At 72.8% G+C, this 19,818-nt stretch carries 18 protein-coding genes; 12 read left to right on the top strand and 6 right to left on the bottom strand.

Annotated features, from left to right (window positions below; translation table 11 throughout):
* Positions 1 to 404: 404 nt before the first annotated feature.
* A complete protein-coding gene (locus tag QBL25_RS07770) occupies positions 405 to 743 on the top strand; it encodes a MerR family transcriptional regulator (protein WP_409056276.1) in 339 nt (112 codons plus the stop codon).
* Between the two features lie 46 nt (positions 744 to 789).
* On the opposite strand, the gene QBL25_RS07775 is transcribed toward QBL25_RS07770, so the two are convergent.
* The gene (locus QBL25_RS07775; RefSeq protein WP_409062576.1) at positions 790 to 1,371 is read right to left on the bottom strand and encodes a PAS domain-containing protein; all 582 of its coding nucleotides are present in this window, start codon (positions 1,369 to 1,371) and stop codon (positions 790 to 792) included.
* A gap of 243 nt (positions 1,372 to 1,614) precedes the next feature.
* Between QBL25_RS07775 and QBL25_RS07780 the strand changes: the two genes are divergently transcribed.
* Positions 1,615 to 4,845, top strand: coding sequence for a cytochrome P450 (locus QBL25_RS07780; RefSeq protein WP_409056277.1), 3,231 nt, complete (start codon positions 1,615 to 1,617; stop codon positions 4,843 to 4,845).
* A gap of 55 nt (positions 4,846 to 4,900) precedes the next feature.
* Here QBL25_RS07780 and QBL25_RS07785 read toward each other — a convergent pair whose 3' ends face one another.
* Together QBL25_RS07785 and QBL25_RS07790 are read right to left on the bottom strand one after the other, a co-directional pair.
* A complete protein-coding gene (locus QBL25_RS07785; protein WP_409056278.1) occupies positions 4,901 to 5,689 on the bottom strand; it encodes an HAD family hydrolase in 789 nt (262 codons plus the stop codon).
* Positions 5,690 to 5,699: 10 nt separating this feature from the next.
* Complete coding sequence (locus QBL25_RS07790; protein WP_409056279.1) at positions 5,700 to 6,275, bottom strand: PadR family transcriptional regulator; 576 nt, start codon at positions 6,273 to 6,275, stop codon at positions 5,700 to 5,702.
* A gap of 79 nt (positions 6,276 to 6,354) precedes the next feature.
* Here QBL25_RS07790 and QBL25_RS07795 point away from each other — a divergent pair, with 79 nt between their 5' ends.
* Entirely contained in the window at positions 6,355 to 6,747 is a 393-nt protein-coding gene (locus QBL25_RS07795) for a nuclear transport factor 2 family protein (RefSeq protein WP_409056280.1), read from the top strand.
* Positions 6,748 to 6,750: 3 nt separating this feature from the next.
* Here QBL25_RS07795 and QBL25_RS07800 read toward each other — a convergent pair whose 3' ends face one another.
* The gene (locus QBL25_RS07800) at positions 6,751 to 7,281 is read right to left on the bottom strand and encodes a MarR family winged helix-turn-helix transcriptional regulator (RefSeq protein ID WP_409056281.1); all 531 of its coding nucleotides are present in this window, start codon (positions 7,279 to 7,281) and stop codon (positions 6,751 to 6,753) included.
* A 129-nt stretch (positions 7,282 to 7,410) separates the two neighbouring features.
* On the opposite strand from QBL25_RS07800, the gene QBL25_RS07805 reads away from it, so the two are divergent.
* Positions 7,411 to 7,836 carry a Rid family hydrolase gene (locus QBL25_RS07805; protein ID WP_409056282.1) on the top strand — a complete coding sequence of 142 codons (426 nt, stop codon included), beginning with the start codon at positions 7,411 to 7,413 and terminating at the stop codon, positions 7,834 to 7,836.
* A 51-nt stretch (positions 7,837 to 7,887) separates the two neighbouring features.
* Here the strand turns inward: QBL25_RS07805 and QBL25_RS07810 are convergent, their stop codons facing one another.
* Positions 7,888 to 8,832, bottom strand: a complete 945-nt coding sequence (locus QBL25_RS07810; RefSeq protein ID WP_409056283.1) for a LysR family transcriptional regulator — start codon at positions 8,830 to 8,832, stop codon at positions 7,888 to 7,890.
* Positions 8,833 to 9,109: 277 nt separating this feature from the next.
* On the opposite strand from QBL25_RS07810, the gene QBL25_RS07815 reads away from it, so the two are divergent.
* The 3 genes from QBL25_RS07815 (at position 9,110) to QBL25_RS07825 (ending at position 11,812) form a co-directional block, all read left to right on the top strand.
* Positions 9,110 to 9,805 carry a type 1 glutamine amidotransferase domain-containing protein gene (locus QBL25_RS07815; RefSeq protein ID WP_409056284.1) on the top strand — a complete coding sequence of 232 codons (696 nt, stop codon included), beginning with the start codon at positions 9,110 to 9,112 and terminating at the stop codon, positions 9,803 to 9,805.
* Positions 9,806 to 9,810: 5 nt separating this feature from the next.
* The gene (locus QBL25_RS07820) at positions 9,811 to 10,383 is read left to right on the top strand and encodes a TetR/AcrR family transcriptional regulator (RefSeq protein ID WP_409056285.1); all 573 of its coding nucleotides are present in this window, start codon (positions 9,811 to 9,813) and stop codon (positions 10,381 to 10,383) included.
* A gap of 85 nt (positions 10,384 to 10,468) precedes the next feature.
* Positions 10,469 to 11,812 (top strand): aldehyde dehydrogenase family protein, encoded by a 1,344-nt coding sequence (locus tag QBL25_RS07825; RefSeq protein ID WP_409056286.1) that lies wholly within the window; start codon positions 10,469 to 10,471, stop codon positions 11,810 to 11,812.
* A 26-nt stretch (positions 11,813 to 11,838) separates the two neighbouring features.
* On the opposite strand, the gene QBL25_RS07830 is transcribed toward QBL25_RS07825, so the two are convergent.
* Positions 11,839 to 12,594, bottom strand: coding sequence for a TetR/AcrR family transcriptional regulator (locus QBL25_RS07830; protein ID WP_409056287.1), 756 nt, complete (start codon positions 12,592 to 12,594; stop codon positions 11,839 to 11,841).
* A 122-nt stretch (positions 12,595 to 12,716) separates the two neighbouring features.
* Between QBL25_RS07830 and QBL25_RS07835 the strand changes: the two genes are divergently transcribed.
* The 5 genes from QBL25_RS07835 to QBL25_RS07855 are packed head-to-tail and all read left to right on the top strand — an operon-like array spanning position 12,717 to position 19,658.
* On the top strand, positions 12,717 to 14,546 hold the full coding sequence (locus tag QBL25_RS07835) for a glycosyltransferase family 2 protein (protein WP_409056288.1): 1,830 nt from the start codon (positions 12,717 to 12,719) through the stop codon (positions 14,544 to 14,546).
* Between the two features lie 6 nt (positions 14,547 to 14,552).
* Positions 14,553 to 15,617 carry a UDP-glucose 4-epimerase GalE gene (galE, locus tag QBL25_RS07840; protein ID WP_409056289.1) on the top strand — a complete coding sequence of 355 codons (1,065 nt, stop codon included), beginning with the start codon at positions 14,553 to 14,555 and terminating at the stop codon, positions 15,615 to 15,617.
* 32 nt (positions 15,618 to 15,649) lie between these two features.
* A complete protein-coding gene (locus tag QBL25_RS07845; RefSeq protein ID WP_409056290.1) occupies positions 15,650 to 17,026 on the top strand; it encodes a UDP-glucose dehydrogenase family protein in 1,377 nt (458 codons plus the stop codon).
* Positions 17,023 to 17,985 carry a UDP-glucuronic acid decarboxylase family protein gene (locus QBL25_RS07850; protein WP_409056291.1) on the top strand — a complete coding sequence of 321 codons (963 nt, stop codon included), beginning with the start codon at positions 17,023 to 17,025 and terminating at the stop codon, positions 17,983 to 17,985. The genes QBL25_RS07845 and QBL25_RS07850 overlap by 4 nt, the downstream gene beginning before the upstream one ends.
* Before the next feature lie 5 nt (positions 17,986 to 17,990).
* Positions 17,991 to 19,658, top strand: a complete 1,668-nt coding sequence (locus QBL25_RS07855) for a right-handed parallel beta-helix repeat-containing protein (RefSeq protein WP_409056292.1) — start codon at positions 17,991 to 17,993, stop codon at positions 19,656 to 19,658.
* Positions 19,659 to 19,818 lie beyond the last annotated feature (160 nt).

The raw sequence follows: 19,818 nt of genomic DNA on the forward strand, positions 1-19,818 counted from the left end.
GGCCCCACCGGCACACACCGGTGGGGCCCTCTTCGTGCTGCCCGCATGCGTGCGCGGTACGGCAGCGCACAAAATCTATCCTCGCCACGGTAGACATTGCGCGATCGCATGAGTAGGGTTTCTCCCGTAGCTGTAGATCAGAGGGAGAACGGAGGAGCAGACGCCATCAGGATCGCCCGGCCCGAGATCGATTCGGCCCGGGTACGCACGACCCCGGAACGGAAGGTGGTCCCCGGTCAGGCATCAGCGATCCCCGCGTTCCCGCCCTCCCGAAGAGTGGCAGGACAGCGGAAACAAGAGGTCGGCGCAGCACTGAGGCCGACAGATGGTGTTGAATTTCCTTCGGGGCCTTGGTGCCGTACGGCATCAGGGCCCCTCGACGCGCGTTCGCATATCGAGGTGACATGACAGCAGATACCCCGCTCAGTGGTCGTCTGGACGACGACGACTACCCCGCCTACACCATGGGGCGGGCCGCCGAGATGCTCGGCACGACTCCCGGTTTCCTGCGGGCCATCGGTGAGGCCCGGCTCATCACGCCGCTCCGCTCGGAAGGCGGACACCGGCGGTACTCCCGCTACCAGCTGCGGATCGCCGCCCGCGCCCGCGAACTGGTGGACCAGGGGACGCCCGTCGAAGCGGCCTGCCGCATCGTCATCCTCGAGGACCAGCTCGAGGAGGCCCAGCGCATCAACGCCGAGTACCGCCGCGCCAAGGCAGAGTCGAGCGAAAGCCCGAGCTGAGCACGGCCCCTCCCCGAGGGGCCGCTCCCCCGGCGGGCAGGCCCGGTCACGCGACCGGCGGCCACACCCCCGGGGAGAGAACCCCCAGCGCATACGCCCGCGCCACCAGTTCCGTCCGGTTCGCCGCGCCCCAGCGCTCGGTCAGGCGCCGCAGATGGTAGGTGACGCCGTCCGTGGTGAGGCCCGTGTCGCGGGCCGCCTGCGCCGTGGTGGCGCCACCCGCGAGCAGCGCCAGGATGCGGGCCTCGGCCGGAGTGGCTGCTTCGGCGGGCGGCGCGGCGGGGATCTGTTCCTCGCCCAGGACACGCAGCAGCACCAGCAGGCCGGGCACCTCGTCGGAGGTGTCGCTCACCGGTTCCGCCGTCAGCTCGCCGTGGCGCCGTGTCCCGTCGGCCGCCGCCCAGCGCACCGCGACCGGATAGCGCGAGCGGCGCCCGAGCCGTACCGCCTCGGCGATCCGCAGGACCTGGGTCGGCTCGGCGGGGCGGAAGAGCTCCAGGACGTTGCGGCCGCGCAGGGTGCCGGACGTCTCGCCCCATTCGGCCGTCATCGCCGGGTTGGCCAGGATGATCGCCCCGTTCGCGTCGCACACCGCGATCGGCATCGGGATGCGGGCGAACAGGTTCATGGCGCGGTTGCGCCAGAGCACGTGGCCCACGGAGTCGGAAGGGTCCGGGGGGTCCGAGAAACTCACGGGGCGACTCCTTCGAGGCGGTCCGGCGCGGGGCGGGGCAGCCGGGGCGGGCGCAGTCAAGAGCGGGGAGGCATGCGCCCCTACACAATCATGTAGGGACAGGGCCCGGAGCCGCGGGGAGCGGCGCCCACAGTGGTGAGCAGTGACTTCCGTACGGCGAAAGGCAGTTGTCACGCCATGCCCCCCACCACCACCGCACCCCTCCCCCAGGACGCCGGTCCCGAGGTCGACGGCGTACCGCTGATCGACGTCTCCGCCACCGGTCCTGGCCCCGCTCCCGTGCAGGGGGTCATGGAGCTGCTCCGCCGCCACGGGCCCGTGGTGCGGCGGCGGCTGCACGGCCGTGAGGCGCTGTTCGTGAGCGATCTCGACCTCGTGACCGAGCTGGCCGACGAGACCCGGTTCGCCAAGCACGTCGGCCCGGCGCTCCAGAACGTGCGCGAGTTCACCGCCGACGGCCTGTTCACCGCGTACGACGACGAGCCCAACTGGGCCCGCGCGCACGACATCCTGATGCCCGCCTTCGCGATGGGCTCGATGCGGACGTACCACCCGGTGATGCTGCGCGTCGCGCACCGGCTCATCGCGTCGTGGGACCGGGGCGCGCGCGAGGGGCACCCCGTGGACGTGCCGGGCGACATGACCCGGATGACCCTGGACACGATCGGGCTCGCCGGGTTCGGCTACGACTTCGGTTCGTTCGAGCGGGCCGAGCCGCATCCCTTCATCGGCTCCATGGTCCGCTGCCTGGAGTGGAGCATGACGCGGCTGAGCCGCACGCCGGGCAGCGACCACACGGCGGCGGACGCGGCCTTCCGGGCGGACGCCGACCATCTGGCGCGGGTGGTCGACGAGGTCATCGACGCGCGGTCGGGCTCCGCGCCCGGCGCCGGGCCCGCCGATGACCTGCTCGGCCTGATGCTCAGCGCCTCGCACCCGGCCGACGGCACGAAGCTGGACACCGCCAACATCCGCAACCAGGTCATCACCTTCCTGATCGCGGGGCACGAGACGACGTCCGGCGCGATGTCGTTCGCGCTGTACTACCTGGCCAAGCACCCGGCCGTCCTCGACCTCGTACGGCGGGAGGTCGACGCCCTGTGGGGCGACACGGCCGACCCCGAGCCGACGTTCGACGAGGTGGGGCGGCTCACGTACACCCGGCAGGTCCTCAACGAGGCGCTGCGGCTGTGGCCGACGGCCGCCGCGTTCGGCCGGCACGCCCGCGAGGACACGCTGCTCGGCGGCCGCATCCCGCTGCGCGCGGGCCAGGGCGTCACCGTCATCGCACCGATGCTGCACCGGCAGCCCGTGTGGGGCGACAACCCCGAGCTCTTCGACCCGGCGCGGTTCACCCCCGAGGCGGAGGCCGCGCGCTCCCCGCACGCGTTCAAGCCGTTCGGCACCGGTGAACGGGCCTGCATCGGGCGGCAGTTCGCGCTGCACGAGGCGACCATGCTGCTCGGGATGCTCGTCCACCGCTACCGGCTGCACGACCACGCCGGCTACCGGCTCCACGTCAAGGAGACCCTGACCCTCAAGCCCGACGGCTTCACGCTCACGCTGAGCCCGCGCACCGCCGCGGACCGCGTGCACGGCGGGCTGCCGGGCGCGACGGCGGGACCGAAGGCCGCGGAGCCCGACGCCACCGCCCTGCCCGCGCGCGTCCTGCCGGGCACCCGGGCGCTCTTCCTGCACGGCAGCAACTACGGCACCTGCCGTGACGTCGCCGCCCGACTCGCCGACGAGGCCGCCGCAGTGGGCTGCGCCACGGAGGTCGCACCGCTGGACCAGTACGCCGGCGCGCTGCCCGCCGACCGTCCGGTCGTCGTCACCGCCGCCTCCTACAACGGCCGGCCCACCGACGACGCCGCGGCTTTCGCCGCATGGCTGGAGGGCGCCCCGGAAGGCAGCGCCGAGCACCTCACGTACGCGGTCCTCGGGGTGGGCGACCGCAACTGGGCCGCCACCTACCAGCACGTCCCGACGCGCTTCGACGAGCGGCTCGCGGAGCTGGGCGGCACCCGGCTCCTGGCGCGCGCGGCGGCCGACGCCTCGGGTGATCTCGGCGGCGCCGTAAGGGAGTTCACGGCACGGCTGCGGACGGCTCTTCTGGAGCGGTACGGCGATCCCGACGCGCTGGAGGCCCCGGGCCCCGCCCTCGCCATGGACGGCTACGAGGTCCGTGAGGTGACGGGCGGACCGCTGGACGCGCTCGCCGCGCGGCACGGTCTCGTACCGATGGAGGTCAGCGAGGCCCGTGACCTCACCGCTCCCGGCCACCCCCGCACGAAGCGCTTCGTGCGGCTCGCGCTGCCCGCCGGGGTGACCTATCGCACCGGCGACCATTTCGCCGTGCTGCCGGTCAACGACCCGGCGCTGGTCGAGCGGGCCGCCGCCGCGTTCGGCGTGGACCTGGAGGCCGTGCTCGACATCCGCGCGAGCCGCCCGCGCCGTGACGGCCTCGCCGTGGACCGGCCGCTGACGGTGCGCCTGCTCCTGTCCCGGCACGTCGAGTTGCAGGAGCGGCCCACCGCCGAGCAGCTGGCCGTGCTCGCCGCCGCCAATCCCTGTCCGCCGGAGCACAGGGCGCTGGCGGCCCTCGCCTCCGACGCCGAGGCCCGCGCGGCCGACGGGCGCACGCTCCTCGAACTGGTCGAGGACTGCCCCGCCCTGCGCGGCGCCCTGGAGTGGGCGCGGCTGCTCGACGTCCTGACGCCGTTGCGGCCCCGGCACTACTCGGTGTCCTCCTCGCCGGGCGTGGACCCCCGTCACGCCGACCTGATGGTGTCCCTGCTCGAAGCCCCGGCCCGCTCGGGCAGCGGGCGGCGCTACCGCGGCACCGGCTCCGGCCATCTGAACGGGGTGCGGCCGGGCGACACGGTCCTGGCCCGGGTGCAGCCCTGCCGCGAGGTCTTCCGCATCGACCACGCCGACACCGCGCCCGTCATCATGGTCGCCGCGGGGACCGGTCTCGCTCCGTTCCGCGGTGCGATCGCGGACCGTGCGGCGCTGGTGGCCGCGGGGGCCCAACTCCCGTCGGCCCTCTGCTACTTCGGCTGCGACGCCCCGGACGCCGACTTCCTGCACGCCGGGGAGCTGCGCGCCGCGGAGTCGGCCGGAGCGATCTCGCTGCGGCCCGCCTTCAGCGCCGCTCCCGTCGACGGAGCGGCCTTCGTCCAGCACCGCATCGCGGCGGAGGCGGACGAGGTGTGGCAGCTGCTGGCCGCCGGGGCCCGGGTGTACGTGTGCGGCGACGGCTCACGCATGGCACCGGGCGTGCGCGAGGCCCTGCGCACTGTGCACCGGGACCGCACGCCGGGGGCCACGGAGGCGGACTCCGAGCGGTGGCTGGCCGGGCTGACCAAGGAGGGGCGCTACGTGGAGGACGTGTACGCGGCCGGTTAGGGAGAAGCGCGGCCGGGTGAGGGAGAACCGCGGCCGGGTGTGAGAGCAGCGCGGCTCACGCCGGGCCCGGCGCACCGGGTCCGGCGAGCGAGTCGACGCCGAACAGCTGCCCGAGGGCGCGGACCGTCTCCTCGCTGCGGATGTGGTGCAGACCCCGGATGCCGAGCCGTTCCGCGCCGCGCAGATTGTGCTCCAGGTCGTCGATCATGACGCAGTCGGAGGGTTCGACGCCGAGGCGGTCGCAGGCCGTCCGGTAGATGCGGCGGCCCGGCTTGCGGGAGCCGATCTCACTGGAGATGACGACGGTGTCCGCGAGCGCGTCCAGGTCGTATCCCTGGTAGCAGTCGTCGCCGAGCGCGTTGGACACGATGGCCACCGGGACGCCCCGGGCACGCAGTTCGCCCAGGGCCGCGAGCATCGCCTCGTCCGGTCGCATGCCCGCCCCGATCGCGGCGACGAGGCCCGCGGGTGCCACGCTCACGCCCTTCTCGCGCAGCCGCGCGGCGATGCCCCGCTCGAAGTCGGCCTCGCCCAGGCGCCCGCACTCGTGCTCCACCAGGAGCGCGGACGATTCGGTGTCCTCGCGGAACAGCCGCTCCAGCAGCAGCGGATCGTCGCCGACCCCCGTGGACCAGGCGCGGAACGAGTCGAGCACGCTGGTGGTCAGCACCCCGCCGAAGTCGGTGAGCACGGCGCGCGGCGGCTCGTGCGACCGGGCGTCGAGCACCTCGGCCACGTCGGGCACGGCGGACTCGTCGGACTCATCGGGCGTGTCGAGCACGCCAGACGCGCCGGATGCGCCGGACGCGCCAGGCGCATCAGGTACGTCCCGTGTTCCGTCCACCGCTGTCTCCTCACGTCCCGCTCTGATCCGCGTAGTTGCTGCGCCGGTCGAGGATCTCAAGGATCCGCTCGCCCCACCGCAGGTTCGACTCTTCCAGGGATCTGCCCGCCATCAGCGTGAGGTAGGGGCCGACGCGCTCGGCGTCGCGCAGATACGCCTCTTCCTCGCGGCCGCCGAGGAGGTGCAGGCGCAGGCGTTCGTACCGGGCGAGTTTGCCGCGCGACCACGCCATGCGCTCCTCGACGAGCGCGCGGGTGGCGGCCGGGTCGGCGCCGTCCATGGCCTGCACCTTGACCATGAGCTCGTCCCGGATGGCGATGGGGCGGGGCGGCTCGGCGGCGAAGGCGTGCAGATCGCGCAGGCCCGCGTCGGTGAGCGTGAACATCCGCTTGTTCGGCCTGCGCTCCTGCTGCACCACGCGGGCGTCGATCAGCCCGTCGGCGGCCAGGCGCTCCAGCTCGCGGTAGAGCTGCTGGGGCGTCGCGGACCAGAAGTTCGACACGGACACGTCGAAGATCTTGGCCAGGTCGTAGCCGGACGACTCGCCCTCCAGGAGCGCCGCCAGCACCGCGTACTTGAGAGACATCTGGACACCGTACACCGATGTGATTAGTCTCCTCCGCACCTACTCAACAAATTGAGTATCGATGATGTGAGGTTCGGGCATGCAGGCTTTCCGCAAGGCCGTCGAGGCCAACGATCACGCCGCCATGGAGGCACTCCTGGCCGAGGACGTCGTCTTCTCCAGCCCGGTCGTGTTCCGCCCCTACCCGGGCAAGGCGACGACCGCCGCGATCCTGCGCGGCGTCACGCGGGTCTTGGAGGACCTGCGGTACGTGCGCGAGATCAACGACGCCGGGGGCCGCGATTCCGCGCTCGTCTTCGAGGCCAGGGTCGGCGACCGGCAGATCACCGGCTGCGACTTCCTGCACGTGGACGAGGAGGGCCTGATCGACGAGTTCATGGTGATGGTCCGCCCCCTGTCGGCCGCTCAGGCGCTCGCGGCGGCCATGGGCGCCCAGTGGGACCAGATCACGCAGGAGGCCGCGGGCGCCTGAGCGTCACCCGAAGTCGTCGGGGACGATGTGGAGCTTCTCCGCCACGCGGGCGAGCGCCTTCTGGTCGGCGGCGCCGAGCGAGTCCAGCACGATGCGGCGCACGGAGCGCAGATGCGTGGGCGCCGCCAGGTGCACGACACCGAAACCCTCGTCGGTGAGTTCGGCGAGGGTGTAGCGGCCGTCGGCCGGGTCGGGCATCCGTACGACCCAGCCGCGCTGCTCACAGCGTTTGACGACGTTGGACAGACGGGAGAGCGACCCGCTGGCGAGGAAGGCGAGCTCCCCCATCCGCAGCGTGCGCCGCGGGGCCTCGGAGAGATGGCTGAGCACGAGGTACTCGAACAGGGTGAGGCCGTGCTCCTGCCGCAGCGGCGCCTCAAGCTTCGCGGGCAGCAGCAGGACGAGGGAGATCAGCCCCGTCCACGCCGCCTTCTCCTGCTCGTCGAGCCACCGCAGCTCCTCGTCGCCCTCGTGTCCGCTCATGCCGTCCTCGCGTCCATCCGTGCCACCCACTGGTCCTCCCGTGCCGCTCATGAAGCCTCCTGCCGTTCCGGCGAAGCACGCCATCACTTTGCGCTTGAAGTCATCGCCTGTTACTGTCACTTTACGCGTGAAGTCATGGCAGGGGAAACGCGCCCCTCAGAACCGGAAGAGGGAATCATCATGAGCACCGTCACTTTCGGCATCGTTCCGGGCTACGGCGAGAAGCTGCACGCGGCCCTCGGCTACAGCGGGGCGGTCCGCGTGGACGACCGGGTCGAGATCTCCGGTCAGGCGGGCGTGGACGACGATCTGGTCATCCCCGACTCGCTGGAGGACGAGATCGTCCAGGCCTTCGACAACGTGGAGCGCGCGCTCGCCACGGTCGGCGCGACCTGGAAGGACGTCATCCACGTCAACTCGTACCACAAGGTCGCACCGGGGGACGACGCCATCGGCGACGACCACAACCTGGTCATGGCCGAGCAGTTCCGCCGCCGCCTGGACGGCCGCGCGCCGATCTGGACCGAGACCGGTGTCACGGTCCTCGGACTCGCCGCCATGCGCGTGGAGATCCGCGTCACCGCCATCGTCGGCTCCGGGAACTGACCCCGCTCCCCTGACCGGCCCTCGCCCCCTCCCCTCCGGCAGACCCGTCGGTCACCAGGCGCGGGCCGAGCTGACCAGGTGGTCGCGTACGAGGGCCACGTGCGGGTTGTCCGTGGAGCCCGGGCGCTGCACCAGGAAGCCGGTGTTGATCGGGGCGTCGACCGGATCGTGCAGGAGGGTCAGCGCACCGGCGGCCAGGGTGTCGCGGCAGAGATAGCGCGGCAGCACGGAGAAACCGGCGCCCGCGACGACCGCGGAGAGCACGCCCCGCAGGTCCGGGACCGTCACGGAGGCCTCGCAGGCCAGCCGCTTGCCGAAGACGTGCCGCCAGTAGCGGCGGGCGATCGGCAGGTCCTCGGCGTACGTCACGAGGGGGACGCCGAGCAGCACCCCGGGCCCGTCCGCGGCGATACGCGTCGCGCCGCCGATGCGCTCGGCCCATGAGGGGGCCGCCACCAGGACGAACTCCTCGTCGGCCAGCGGCACGGAACTCAGGGAGCGCCCGCGGGGGCGGGCCGTGGCGATCACCAGGTCGTGCCGCCCCGCCCGCAGTCCGTCCAGGAGGCCGTCGGTCAGACCGGTCGTCACGCGCAGCCTGACCCCCTGCTCGACCAGCGGCGCGAGCGCGGGCAGCGCGCAGTGGCAGAGCATCTCCGCCGGGCCCGCCAGATGGACGGGCTCCGCGGGGGCGCCGTCGAGGGGCCCGCCGTGCCCGGTGACCGCGGCGAGGGCGTCGAGGGGGTCGACGACACGGGCGGCGAGCGCGTCCGCGTACGGCGCGGGGGCCACGCCCCGGGGCAGCCGCTCGAACAGCTCGCGGTCGACCTGCCGCTCCAGGGCCTTGATCTGCGTGGTGACGGTGGGCTGCGAGAGGCCGAGGAGACGGGCCGCGGCGGTGAAGGAGCCCGAGCGGTACACGGCGAGGAACGTACGCAGCAGGTTGAGGTCGAGCGGGCCGCCGCCGACGGCGGCGGCCGGAGCCGGGCCCGCCGGCACGGCCGTCCCATGGGCAGCCCCATCGGCCGGCCCGGCCGTCCCATAGGCCACCCCGCCTGCCGTCCTGTCCGGCGCCCCGTCCGCAGTCCCCTCTGACGCCCGGCTGTCCATTCCGGGCCGTGTTCCCGCCGCTATTCCCGTCGACCCATCGGAATTCCTATCTCCCATATGGGTCAGCCTATTGGATTTCGTGGGGTGCGCCCGCCTACGTTCGAGGACAGCACCGACTGACGCTCTGAGCACAGAACGTCAGAGCTTCCACCCTCGGAGAGACACCATGGCCAAGATTCTGTTCGTCGTGACCGGCGCCGACCACTGGACGCTGGCCGACGGCACCCAGCACCCGACCGGCTTCTGGGCCGAGGAGGCCGTCGCGCCGTACGAGGCGTTCAAGGCCGCCGGACACGAGATCGTCGTCGCCACGCCGGGCGGGGTCGTGCCGACCGTCGACCAGGCGAGCCTGGCGCCCGAGTTCAACGGCGGCCAGGAGGGCGCCGACAAGGTCGCCACGACCCTCGCGGAGATCAGCGAGTTCCTGCGGCCGCTCAAGCTGGCGGAGGTCGGCCTCGCCGACTACGCCGCCGTCTTCTACCCCGGCGGCCACGGCCCCATGGAGGACCTCGCCGTCGACGCCGACTCCGGCAGGCTCCTGATCGCCGCCCTGGAGTCCGGCAAGCCGCTCGGCGTCGTCTGCCACGGCCCGGCCGCGCTGCTCGCCGCCACCAAGGAGGACGGCTCCAACGCGTTCGCGGGGTACGAGCTGACCGGCTTCACCAATGCCGAGGAGACCCAGTCCGGCTTCGCGGAGAAGGCCAAGTGGCTGCTCCAGGACCGGCTCGTCGCGGCGGGCGCCGACTTCAAGGAGGGCGAGGCGTGGGCCCCCAAGGTGGTCGTCGACCGCAACCTGGTCACCGGCCAGAACCCGTCGTCCTCCGCCCCGCTGGCGGACGAGCTGCTCAGGAAGCTGGCCTGACCCTCATGGGCACCGACCGGCTCGACGAGGTCCTCGACGCCACCTACGACTCCCTCACGCGGTACGGCGTACGGCGCACCACGATGGACGACATCGCCTCCTCGATGGGCGTGTCCCGGTCAGCGGTCTATCAGTACGTACGCAACAAGGACGACGCCTTCCGCAAGCTCGCCGAGCGCCTCCACGCCGAGGCGCTCGCGCGGGCCCGGCGGGCGGCGGCGAAGGACGCCTCCGCCGCCGAGCGCGTCCGGGGCGTCCTGGCCGCCAAGCTGGACCTGGTCCTGCGCCTGGCCGGGGACTCGCCGCACTCCGCCGAACTCCTCGACGCCAAGGGGCGCCTCTTCGGCGACATCTGCCACGGCTTCACGGGCTCGCTGCGGGAACTGCTCGTCGAGCTGTTCACCGAGGCGGGGACCCCGGCCGCCGTGGAGCCGGCCGAGGCCGCCGACATCTGTATCGCCCTGGTCATGGGCCTGGAGTCCGCGCCCGACGGCCGCCTGCTCTTCGGGCCCGCCACGGACGCGCTCCTGACCGGGCTGCTCGGATCGCAGGTCACCACGACGCCGACGACGACCTGACCGATCCCCCACACCTCACCCCCACTCCATCTCCCCCCACGCACCGGCTCGCCCGGCTCATCCCCACCTCCCGAGGAGACCCCTCATGCACCACCCCGAAGCGCCCGCCGCCAAAACGCCCGACCCCGCGGCCCTGGTGGCCCGCCTCCGTGCCACGTTCGCCACCGGCCGCACCCGCCCCCTGGCCTGGCGCGAGGAGCAGCTCACCCGGCTGCGCTCCCTGTTCACGGAGCACCGCGAGGACATCGCGGACGCCCTGCACGCCGATCTGCACAAGCCGCGCACCGAGGCGTACACCGCCGAAGTCGACTTCCCCGTACGCGAGATCGACCACACGCTGGCCCATCTGGAGGAGTGGCTGAGCCCGCAACCGCTCGCGTCCGGCGCCCTCGCCGGGCTGCCCGAGGGGACCACCGCCGGCACGCAGTACGAACCGCTCGGCACCGTCCTGATCATCGCGCCGTGGAACTACCCCGTGCAGCTGCTGCTGGTCCCGCTGGTGGGCGCCCTGGCGGCGGGCAACACCGCCGTCCTGAAGCCCAGCGAGGTCACCCCGGCCACCTCGGCGCTGATCGCGCGGCTCGTCCCCGAGTACCTGGACACCGAGGCGGTCGCCGTCGTCGAGGGCGGCGTGCCGGAGACCACCGCGCTGCTCGCCCAGCGGTACGACCACATCTTCTACACCGGCAACGGCGCCGTCGGCCGCATCGTGATGCGTGCCGCCGCCGAGCACCTCACCCCGGTCACCCTCGAACTCGGCGGCAAGTCACCGGTGTTCGTGGACCGCGACGTCGACCTGGCCGCCGTGGCGACCCGGCTGGCCGAGTCCAAGTTCCGCAACGCCGGCCAGACCTGCGTCGCCCCCGACTACGTCCTGACCGACCCGGACACCGCGCCCGTGCTGGCCAGGGAGCTGCGCACGGCCGTGGAGCGGGTGTTCGGCGCGGACCCCAAGTCCTCGGAGACGTACGGCCGCATGGTGAACGAGCGGCACTTCGACCGGGTCTCGGCCCTCCTCGGCTCCGGGACGACCGCGTTCGGCGGGGAGAACGACCGCGACGACGTCTACATCGCGCCGACCGTGCTCACCGACGTGAAGCCCGACGAGCCGGTCATGCGGGAGGAGATCTTCGGTCCCGTCCTGCCGATCGTGAACGTCGACGGGCTCGACGAGGCCATCGCGTTCATCAACGACCGCGACAAGCCGCTCGCCCTCTACGGCTTCACCGAGAGCGAGACGACCCGTCGGCGTCTGGCCGCCGAGACGTCGTCGGGCGGTCTGGGCTTCGGTCTCCCGATGGCTCATCTGCGCGTGCCCGAGCTGCCGTTCGGCGGTGTCGGCGAGAGCGGCGTCGGGAACTACCACGGCCCGCACTCCATCGCCACGTTCAGCCACCGCAAGGCCCGGCTCGACGTGCCCCTGGGCTGACGACCCGGCGGCCTCACCGGGCCGCCTCATGGAGCGGGCTCGGCCGACCGTCCGGGGTCCACTGATCCGAGCAGCGCGTCGAGCCCCGCCGCCAGTTGCTCGCGGCCGCCCCGCCCGTCCAGGGAGACGGCGGTGGCCCGCAGGCGCGGGAAGTCCTGCGCGGGCATGCGGTGCAGGCCGAGCCGGAAGGCGGGGTCCGGCTCCCCCGGCTCGTCGTCCATGGCCCGCAGTTCGACGAGGAGGTAGCCGAGCAGCCATGCCGTGAACGCCCGGTGGACCACCACCGTGCGGCGGTCCCCCAGCCCGGCGTCGTGGAGCAGGGCAAGGACGCGCTCGTCGCTGCGGAGCACGGCGGCGGGACGGCGGGCAAGCGGCGTCGACAGCAGGCGCGTGGCGAGCAGCGGGACCATGTTCGGGTGCCGCAGGGCGACCGTGTACGTGGCGAGCGCGATGCGGTGCAACTGCGCCCGCCAGTCGCCGACTTGAGAAGCCTCCTCGGCGGCGGTCCGGGGCGTGGCGGCCAGGTCGCCTTCCAGTTCCTGGCAGAACGCCTCGACAAGGCCGTCGAGGAGGGCACCCTTGCCGGCCGCGTACCGGTAGAGGGCCATCGCCTCCACGCCCAGCTCCGCGCCGAGCTTGCGCATGCTCAGACCGGAGAGCCCGTCGCGGTCGACGACCTCCAGGGCCGTGGCCAGGACGCGCTCCCTGCTGAGCCGCCCGTAGCGCCCGCGGTCGCCGGCGCGTCGCCCCTCGGCCGGCTCCGGCTCCTTGCCGTTCGCCATGTCCTGCCTCCGCCTCACTGGCCCCCTTGACCGCAGAGAGCATCGGGTGCAAAGTCGTACATATACGACGTAAACGTACGTAGTCAGCGTACAGCGTCCGTACCTCTCAGGAGCGTCGCGCCATGACGCACAGCGAGCCGATGTCGGCGGATCTGGTCCAGGTGGAGCGCGATCTCGCCCGGATGTCGGACGGCAACGTCGTCCGCGTCACCGCCGGTGGCCCGGTCTTCGGGCAGCCGCCGCCGGCGCGTGCCGTCCGGCCGACCACCTTCGTGCCCGCCCTCCCCCGACGTGACCGGGCCGCCCTCCTGGCGATCGCCCTGTGCTGGACCGTGAGCTTCCTGTGGTTCTGGACCTGGTGGCTCCAGCCGGAGCACCGCGTGGGCTGGGCGGGCCTGGTCGTCAACAGCGCCCTCCTGCTCTACCTCACCGGCCTCCCCTGCTACTTCTTCGTCACCGCCCTGCGCCTGCGCCGCGTCGATCCGGAGCTGCCGGTCCCCGCGCTCCCGGTCGCCTTCGCCGTGACCCGCGCACCCTCCGAGCCCTGGTCCACCGCCCGGCGGACGCTGGAGGCGATGCTGGCCCAGGACTTCCCGCACCCCTACGACGTGTGGCTGTGCGACGAGGACCCGACCGACGAGATCATCACCTGGTGCCGCACGCACCGGGTGCGGATGTCCTGCCGCCGTGGCGTCACCCCGTACCACCGCGGCGACTGGCCGCGCCGCACCCGCTGCAAGGAAGGCAATCTCGCCTACTTCTACGACAGTTGGGGCTACCACCGCTACGACGTGGTCGCGCAGCTCGACTGCGACCACGTGCCCGCGGCGACCTACCTCGCCGAGATGGTCCGCCCCTTCGACGACCCGGCCATCGGCTATGTCGCCGCGCCCAGCATGTGCGACGCCAACGGCGCCGTCTCCTGGTCCGCCCGGGGGCGGCTGCACCGCGAGGCGGTCTGGCACGGCGCGGTGCAGCTGGGGCACAGCGACGGCCTCGCGCCGATGTGCATCGGCTCGCACTACGCCGTGCGCACCCGCGCGCTGCGGGACATCGGGGGCCTCGGCCCCGAGCTCGCCGAGGACTTCTCCACCACGTACCTGCTCAACTCGGCGGGCTGGCACGGCGCGTTCGCCATCGACGCCGAGGCGCACGGAGACGGGCCGCTCACCTTCGCGGACATGATCACGCAGGAGTACCAGTGGTCGCGGAGCCTGACCACGATGCTCCTCGGTCTGCTGCCGCGCCATCTGCGGCGGCTGCCCCTCCTGCTGCGGCTGCGCTTCGCCTACGCCCTGGCCTACTACCCGCTGCTCGGCCTGATGATCACCGCGGGCCTCGCGCTCCCGCCGATCGCCGTCCTCACCGGTCTGCCGTGGATGAACGTCAACTACCTGGACTTCCTGCTCCACCTCTGGACCATGCCCGTGTGGCTGCTCCTGACCCTGTGCCTGCTGCGCCACCGCGGCCTGCTGCGCCCGCGCACCGCCCCGGTGATCAGCTGGGAGACGTGGCTGTTCGCGCTCGCGCGCTGGCCGTTCGTCGTCCTCGGCCTGTTCGGCGCCGTCGCGCAGAAGCTGCGCCCGCGGCCGGTGACCTTCAAGGTCACGCCCAAGGACACCGGCGGACCGCGTCCGCTGCCCGCCCGGCTCACCCTGCCGTTCGCCGTGCTCGCCGCCGCGCTGTCCTCCGTCGCCCTGGTGGGCGAGCTGACCGGCCCGTCCGCCGGTTATGTCTTCCTCTGCCTCCTCGCCGCCACGACGTACGCGGTCGTCGCCCTCGCCGTCCCGCTGCTCCATGTGCGGGAGGCGGCCCGGGCAGCGGGCGTCTCCTTCCCCCACGCCCTGTCGACCGCCCGGCTCCCGATCACCTTCGGCCTTCTGGTGTCCCTGCCGGTCACCACCGGCATCGTCTTCTACCCGGCGTACGCCGCCGCCGTCCTGAGCCGGTGAATGGCCATGAGCGCACCTTCCACCATCCTCGTCACCGGCGGTGCGGGCTTCCTCGGAAGCCACACCTGCGTCGAACTCCTCGACCACGGCTACGAGTTGATCGTCGTGGACGACTACTCCCACAGCACCCCGCAGGTCTTCACGCGCGTGGAGCGGATCGCCGACCGCTACGTCTGCGCCGTCTATGAGCTGGACATCCGTGATCGGCGCGCCCTGTCGGCCGTCTTCGACCGCCACTCCGTGGACGCCGTCGTGCACTTTGCCGCGCACAAGGCCGTGGGCGAGTCGACACGGATGCCCGTCGACTATTACGACACCAACGTCGGAGGGACGACCGCACTGCTCGGGGTCATGCAGAGCCACGGCGTGCACCAGCTGGTGTTCTCCTCCTCCTGCTCGATCTACGGCGACGCGGGACGCGGCCCGCTGGACGAGGCGACGCCCGCCAGGCCGACCAATCCGTACGCGTCCTCCAAGTGGATCTGCGAGCAGATGCTCGCCGACGTGTGCGCCCGACGCCCGGAGTTCACCGTGCTCGCCCTGCGCTACTTCAACCCCGTCGGCGCCCATCCCAGCGGCCTCCTCGGCGAAGACCCGGGCGGAGTGCCCGACAATCTGATGCCGTACGTGGCGCAGGTCGCCGTCGGACGGCGTGAGCGGCTGCCGGTGTTCGGCGACGACTACGCCACCCCCGACGGCACGGCGGTCCGCGACTACCTCCACGTCATGGACACCGCCGAGGCCCACCGCGTCGCCCTGGACCACCTCGCCGACGGACCGGGCATGCGGGTGTTCAACCTCGGTGTCGGCGCGGGCCGTTCGGTCCTCGACGTCATCACGGCGTTCGGCGCGGCCTGCGGCCGGGCCATCCCGTACCAGATCATGCCCCGCCGCCCCGGTGACGTGACCGAACTCGTCGCGGACGCGGGCGCGGTGGCGCGCGCCTGGGGCTGGCGGCCCACCCGGGGGCTGCCCGAGATGTGCCGGGACGCCTGGCGCTTCCAGCAGCTCAACCCCCACGGCTACGCCGGCCCCGGCCGGCACCCCCACCACCAGTACGAAGCCCCCTGAGGCACGGCCTCACCACGGTTAGGAGCGACGTCATGCGGATGACAGTGATCGGCACCGGATACGTGGGGACGGTGCACGCCGCGTGCATGGCCGACATCGGCCACCAGGTCCTCGGCATCGACGTCGACCCCGAGCGGATCGCCGCCCTGTCCGCGGGACGGGCCCCCATCCACGAGCGGGGCCTGGACGAACTGCTCGCCAGGACCGTCGCGTCGGGCAGGCTGCGTTTCTCCACCTCGCTCGCCGAGGGCGCCGCGTTCGCGAGGACGCACTTCGTGTGCGTGGGCACCCCGCAACGGCCCGACGGCCACGCCGCCGACCTGCGGTACGTGGACGCCGTCGCGGACGGTCTGGCCCCGCATCTGCGGCCCGGCAGCCTGATCGTGGGCAAGTCGACCGTTCCGGTGGGCACGGCGGCCCGGCTCGCCCGGCGCCTCGCGCGGACGGCCCCGGGCACGGAGGTCGCCTGGAACCCCGAGTTCCTGCGCGAGGGCTCGGCGGTCCAGGACACCATGCGGCCCGAACGGCTCGTCGTGGGCGTGACGTCACGGCACGCCGAAGAGGTGCTGCGGGCGATCTACCTGCCGATGGTGCTGGCCGGCGTGCCGTTCTTCGGCACCGATCCGGCCACCGCCGAGCTGGTCAAGGTGGCGGCCAACTCCTTCCTCGCCACCAAGATCTCCTTCATCAACGCCATGGCCGAGGTGTGCGACGCCGCGGGCGCCGACGCCACCGTCCTGGCCCGGGCCATCGGCGCGGACTCGCGGATCGGGCCGCGCTTCCTCGAACCCGGGCTCGGCTTCGGCGGCAGCTGCTTCCCCAAGGACATCCGGGCCTTCGCCGCCCGCGCCGAGGAAATCGGCGCCGGTGAGGCGGTGGTGTTCCTGCACGAGGTCGACCGGATCAACACCCGGCAGCGCTCGCGCACCGTCGACCACGCGCGCCGGCTCCTGGGCGGCTCGTTCACCGGCCGCAGGGTCGGGGTGCTCGGCGCGGCGTTCAAGCCGGGCAGCGACGACGTGCGCGACTCGCCCGCGCTGGTCGTGGCCGCGGCCTTGCGGCAACAGGGCGCCACGGTCCGCGTGCACGACCCCCAGGCCCTCGACAACGCGCGCGAGGCCCGCCCCGAGCTGACCTACGCCCTGGACGTCGACAAGGCGTGCGAGGGCGCCGACCTGGTCCTGCACCTGACCGACTGGCCCGAGTACCGGGACATCGACCCCGCGGCGCTCGCCGGCCTCGTGCGCTCGCCCGTCCTCCTGGACGCCCGCAACAGCCTCGACCCGCTGTCCTGGTCGGCGGCGGGCTGGGCCGTGCACGCCCCGGGCCGCCCGCAGCTCGCCACCACCGCCCCCGCACCGGCGCCCGCACGCGCTGAGGCCGCCGCGCTCACCGGAGGTGCGTCATGAGGGTCGTCGTGACGGGCGGCGGCGGCTTCGTCGGCTCCCATCTGTGCGAGGCGCTGCTGCGCAGGGGCGACACGGTCTGCTGCCTGGACAACTTCTGCACCGGAGATCCGCGGAACGTCGCGCACCTGCTCGGTGTGCCCGGCTTCCGGCTGATCCGCGCCGACGTGACCGCGCCGTTCCACGTGCCGGGCCCGGTGGACGCGGTCGCGCATCTCGCGAGCCCCGCGTCGCCGCCGGACTACCACCGGCTCGCCGTGGAGACCCTGGCCGTCGGCAGCCGCGGCACGGAGAACGCCCTGCGCCTGGCCCAGCGGCACGCCGCCCGCTTCCTGCTCACCTCCACCAGCGAGGTCTACGGCGACCCGGAGGTCCACCCGCAGCCCGAGGAGTACTGGGGCCACGTCAATCCGGTCGGCCCGCGCAGCGTCTACGACGAGGCCAAGCGGTTCGCGGAGGCGCTCTCCATGGCCTACCGGCGCAGCCACGCCGTCGACGTGGGCATCGTGCGGATCTTCAACACGTACGGGCCGCGGATGCGGCCGCACGACGGACGCGTGGTCTCCACGTTCGTCCGCCAGGCCCTGGCGGGCAAGCCGCTGACCCTCTTCGGCGACGGCAGCCAGACGCGCAGTTTCTGCTACGTCGACGATCTCGTCCGGGGCCTCCTGGCCATGCTGGACAGCGATTGCCCCGGTCCGGTGAACCTGGGCAACCCCGGTGAGCGCACCGTCCGCGAACTGGCGGAGCTCGTCCTGCGCGTCACCGGGTCGCCCTCGCGGATCACCCGCCGCCCGCTGCCCGTCGACGACCCGACGCGCCGCCGCCCGGTGATCGACCGGGCCGTGCAGCAGCTCGGCTGGATGCCGCGCGTGCCGCTCGACGAGGGCCTGCGGCAGACGGTGGCGTGGTTCACCGGGCAGTCCGCGCCGCGGAGCACCCCGATAGCCGTGGAGGCCTGATCCCCATGTCCAGAGCCGTGCCGACCGCCGTCGGGCGCCGCGGCGCCCCCGGCGTGCTCACCGCCGCGCTCGTGCTGCTCGGCGCGAGCGGCTGTGCGGCCACGCCCCACTACGCGCCCGAGGCCGCCACGTACTACGTGAGCGCCCAGGGCGACGACGGGAACGACGGTTCCTCGCCCGGGCAGGCCTGGCGCTCCCTGGCCCGCGCCGAACGCGTGGCGCTCGAACCCGGCGACCGGCTGCTCCTGGAGGGCGGCGCGCGGTTCACCGGCACCATCACCCTGGGCGCCGGCGAGGCGGGCAGCGCCGACCGGCCCGTGGTGATCGGCTCGTACGGCGAGGGCCGGGCGACGGTCGAGGCCACGGGCTCGCCCGGTGTCTCCGTGCACAACACCGCGGGAGTGGAGATCCGCGATCTCACCCTCACCGGGGACCGCGCCGCCTACGGCCGCGAAGGCGGCATCAACCTCTACGCCGACAAGCCGGGCGACGGGAAGCTGGACCGCGTCCTCGTCTCCGGCGTCACGGTCTCCCGCTTCCAGGTGGGTGTCGCGGTCGGCGGGATCGAGAAGGGCAACGGTTTCACGAACGTGTCGGTCCGCCGGGCGCAGCTGCACGACAACAAGGACGCCGGCCTCCTGACATACGGTCCCTCGTTCGACGCCGGCCGACCGGCCTACGCGCACGAGGACATCGAGATCTCGGACGTGCGCGCGTACCGCAACTCCGGTGACCCCGAAGCGGACGACCGCCACACCGGCGACGGCATCATCCTCGGTGCCGTGCGCCACGCCACGGTGCGCGACTCCAGCGCCCACGACAACGGCTCCACGTCGTCCCGCGACGCGCCGTCGGGGCCGGTGGGCATCTGGGCCTACGACGCCAAGAACGTGCTCCTGGAGCACAACACCGCCTACCGCAACCACACCGGCTCGAAGGTGGACGGCGCCGGGTTCGGATTCGACGAGAACGTCTCGGACTCGACGATCCAGTACAACCTGGCGTTCCACAACGACGGCCCCGGCTTCTACGCGTACACCCGCGAGACCAACGGCGCGCACACCGACAACACGATCCGCTTCAACATCACCGCCGACGACGGCCGCAGACTGCCGCGCTTCGGCGGGCTCGCCGTCTACGGCCACGACGTGCGCAACCTGCGGATCCACCAGAACACCGTGGTGATGACGGCCCTGAAGGACGGCAGGAGCGGCCCCGCCCTGCGCCTGATGGACGGCGAGAGGGGTGTCACCGTCCGCAACAACACCTTCGTCACCGACGGCTCCCCGCTCGCCCTGGTGGACGGCGGGCTCGACGCCCGGAACGTCCTGCTCCAGGGCAACAACTACCGGGCGCCGCAGGGACAGTGGGCCCTGCAGTGGGGCGACCACGCCTTCACCGGCCTCGACGCCTGGCGGAAGGCCACCGGGCAGGAGCGCGTCGAGGGGCGGCCGTCCGGCCTGACCCTCGATCCGTGCTTCGCCGGGGGCGAACTGCCCCCCATCGGCTCCCCCGCCGATGTCCGCCGGTTCGCCCCGGCCTGCGACGCCCTCGCGGACAAGGGCCTCGACCTGCATGAGCTGTTCGGCGTCGATCCTGGCTCCGTCGACTACTTCGGCCGGTCCGTCGGCACGCCCCCGCCGGTCGGGGCCGCGCTGCCCGAGCCGGACTGAGGCCACGGACCGGGCAGGACCGGGGCGGGCTGAAGATGCAGGCGCCCGCCGCACGGGCCTACGATCATTACAGCGAGACCCCAGGTGAACGCGTGTGTCGCGGCCGGTGCCCCCGCCACGCAGGGAGGCGCTTTGCCATTGCTTCGGGCATTTTTCCGGG

It is taken from the genome of Streptomyces sp. SYP-A7185 (assembly GCF_046103685.1).
Classification (GTDB): domain Bacteria; phylum Actinomycetota; class Actinomycetes; order Streptomycetales; family Streptomycetaceae; genus Streptomyces.

Coding starts and splice junctions, on each gene's coding strand:
- QBL25_RS07770 (WP_409056276.1), top strand. CDS start 405: ATGACAGCAGATACCCCGCTCAGTGGTCGTCTGGACGACGACGACTAC.
- QBL25_RS07775 (WP_409062576.1), bottom strand. CDS start 1,371: ATGAACCTGTTCGCCCGCATCCCGATGCCGATCGCGGTGTGCGACGCG.
- QBL25_RS07780 (WP_409056277.1), top strand. CDS start 1,615: ATGCCCCCCACCACCACCGCACCCCTCCCCCAGGACGCCGGTCCCGAG.
- QBL25_RS07790 (WP_409056279.1), bottom strand. CDS start 6,275: ATGTCTCTCAAGTACGCGGTGCTGGCGGCGCTCCTGGAGGGCGAGTCG.
- QBL25_RS07795 (WP_409056280.1), top strand. CDS start 6,355: ATGCAGGCTTTCCGCAAGGCCGTCGAGGCCAACGATCACGCCGCCATG.
- QBL25_RS07800 (WP_409056281.1), bottom strand. CDS start 7,281: ATGAGCGGCACGGGAGGACCAGTGGGTGGCACGGATGGACGCGAGGAC.
- QBL25_RS07805 (WP_409056282.1), top strand. CDS start 7,411: ATGAGCACCGTCACTTTCGGCATCGTTCCGGGCTACGGCGAGAAGCTG.
- QBL25_RS07815 (WP_409056284.1), top strand. CDS start 9,110: ATGGCCAAGATTCTGTTCGTCGTGACCGGCGCCGACCACTGGACGCTG.
- QBL25_RS07820 (WP_409056285.1), top strand. CDS start 9,811: ATGGGCACCGACCGGCTCGACGAGGTCCTCGACGCCACCTACGACTCC.
- QBL25_RS07825 (WP_409056286.1), top strand. CDS start 10,469: ATGCACCACCCCGAAGCGCCCGCCGCCAAAACGCCCGACCCCGCGGCC.
- QBL25_RS07830 (WP_409056287.1), bottom strand. CDS start 12,594: ATGGCGAACGGCAAGGAGCCGGAGCCGGCCGAGGGGCGACGCGCCGGC.
- QBL25_RS07835 (WP_409056288.1), top strand. CDS start 12,717: ATGACGCACAGCGAGCCGATGTCGGCGGATCTGGTCCAGGTGGAGCGC.
- galE (WP_409056289.1), top strand. CDS start 14,553: ATGAGCGCACCTTCCACCATCCTCGTCACCGGCGGTGCGGGCTTCCTC.
- QBL25_RS07845 (WP_409056290.1), top strand. CDS start 15,650: ATGCGGATGACAGTGATCGGCACCGGATACGTGGGGACGGTGCACGCC.
- QBL25_RS07850 (WP_409056291.1), top strand. CDS start 17,023: ATGAGGGTCGTCGTGACGGGCGGCGGCGGCTTCGTCGGCTCCCATCTG.
- QBL25_RS07855 (WP_409056292.1), top strand. CDS start 17,991: ATGTCCAGAGCCGTGCCGACCGCCGTCGGGCGCCGCGGCGCCCCCGGC.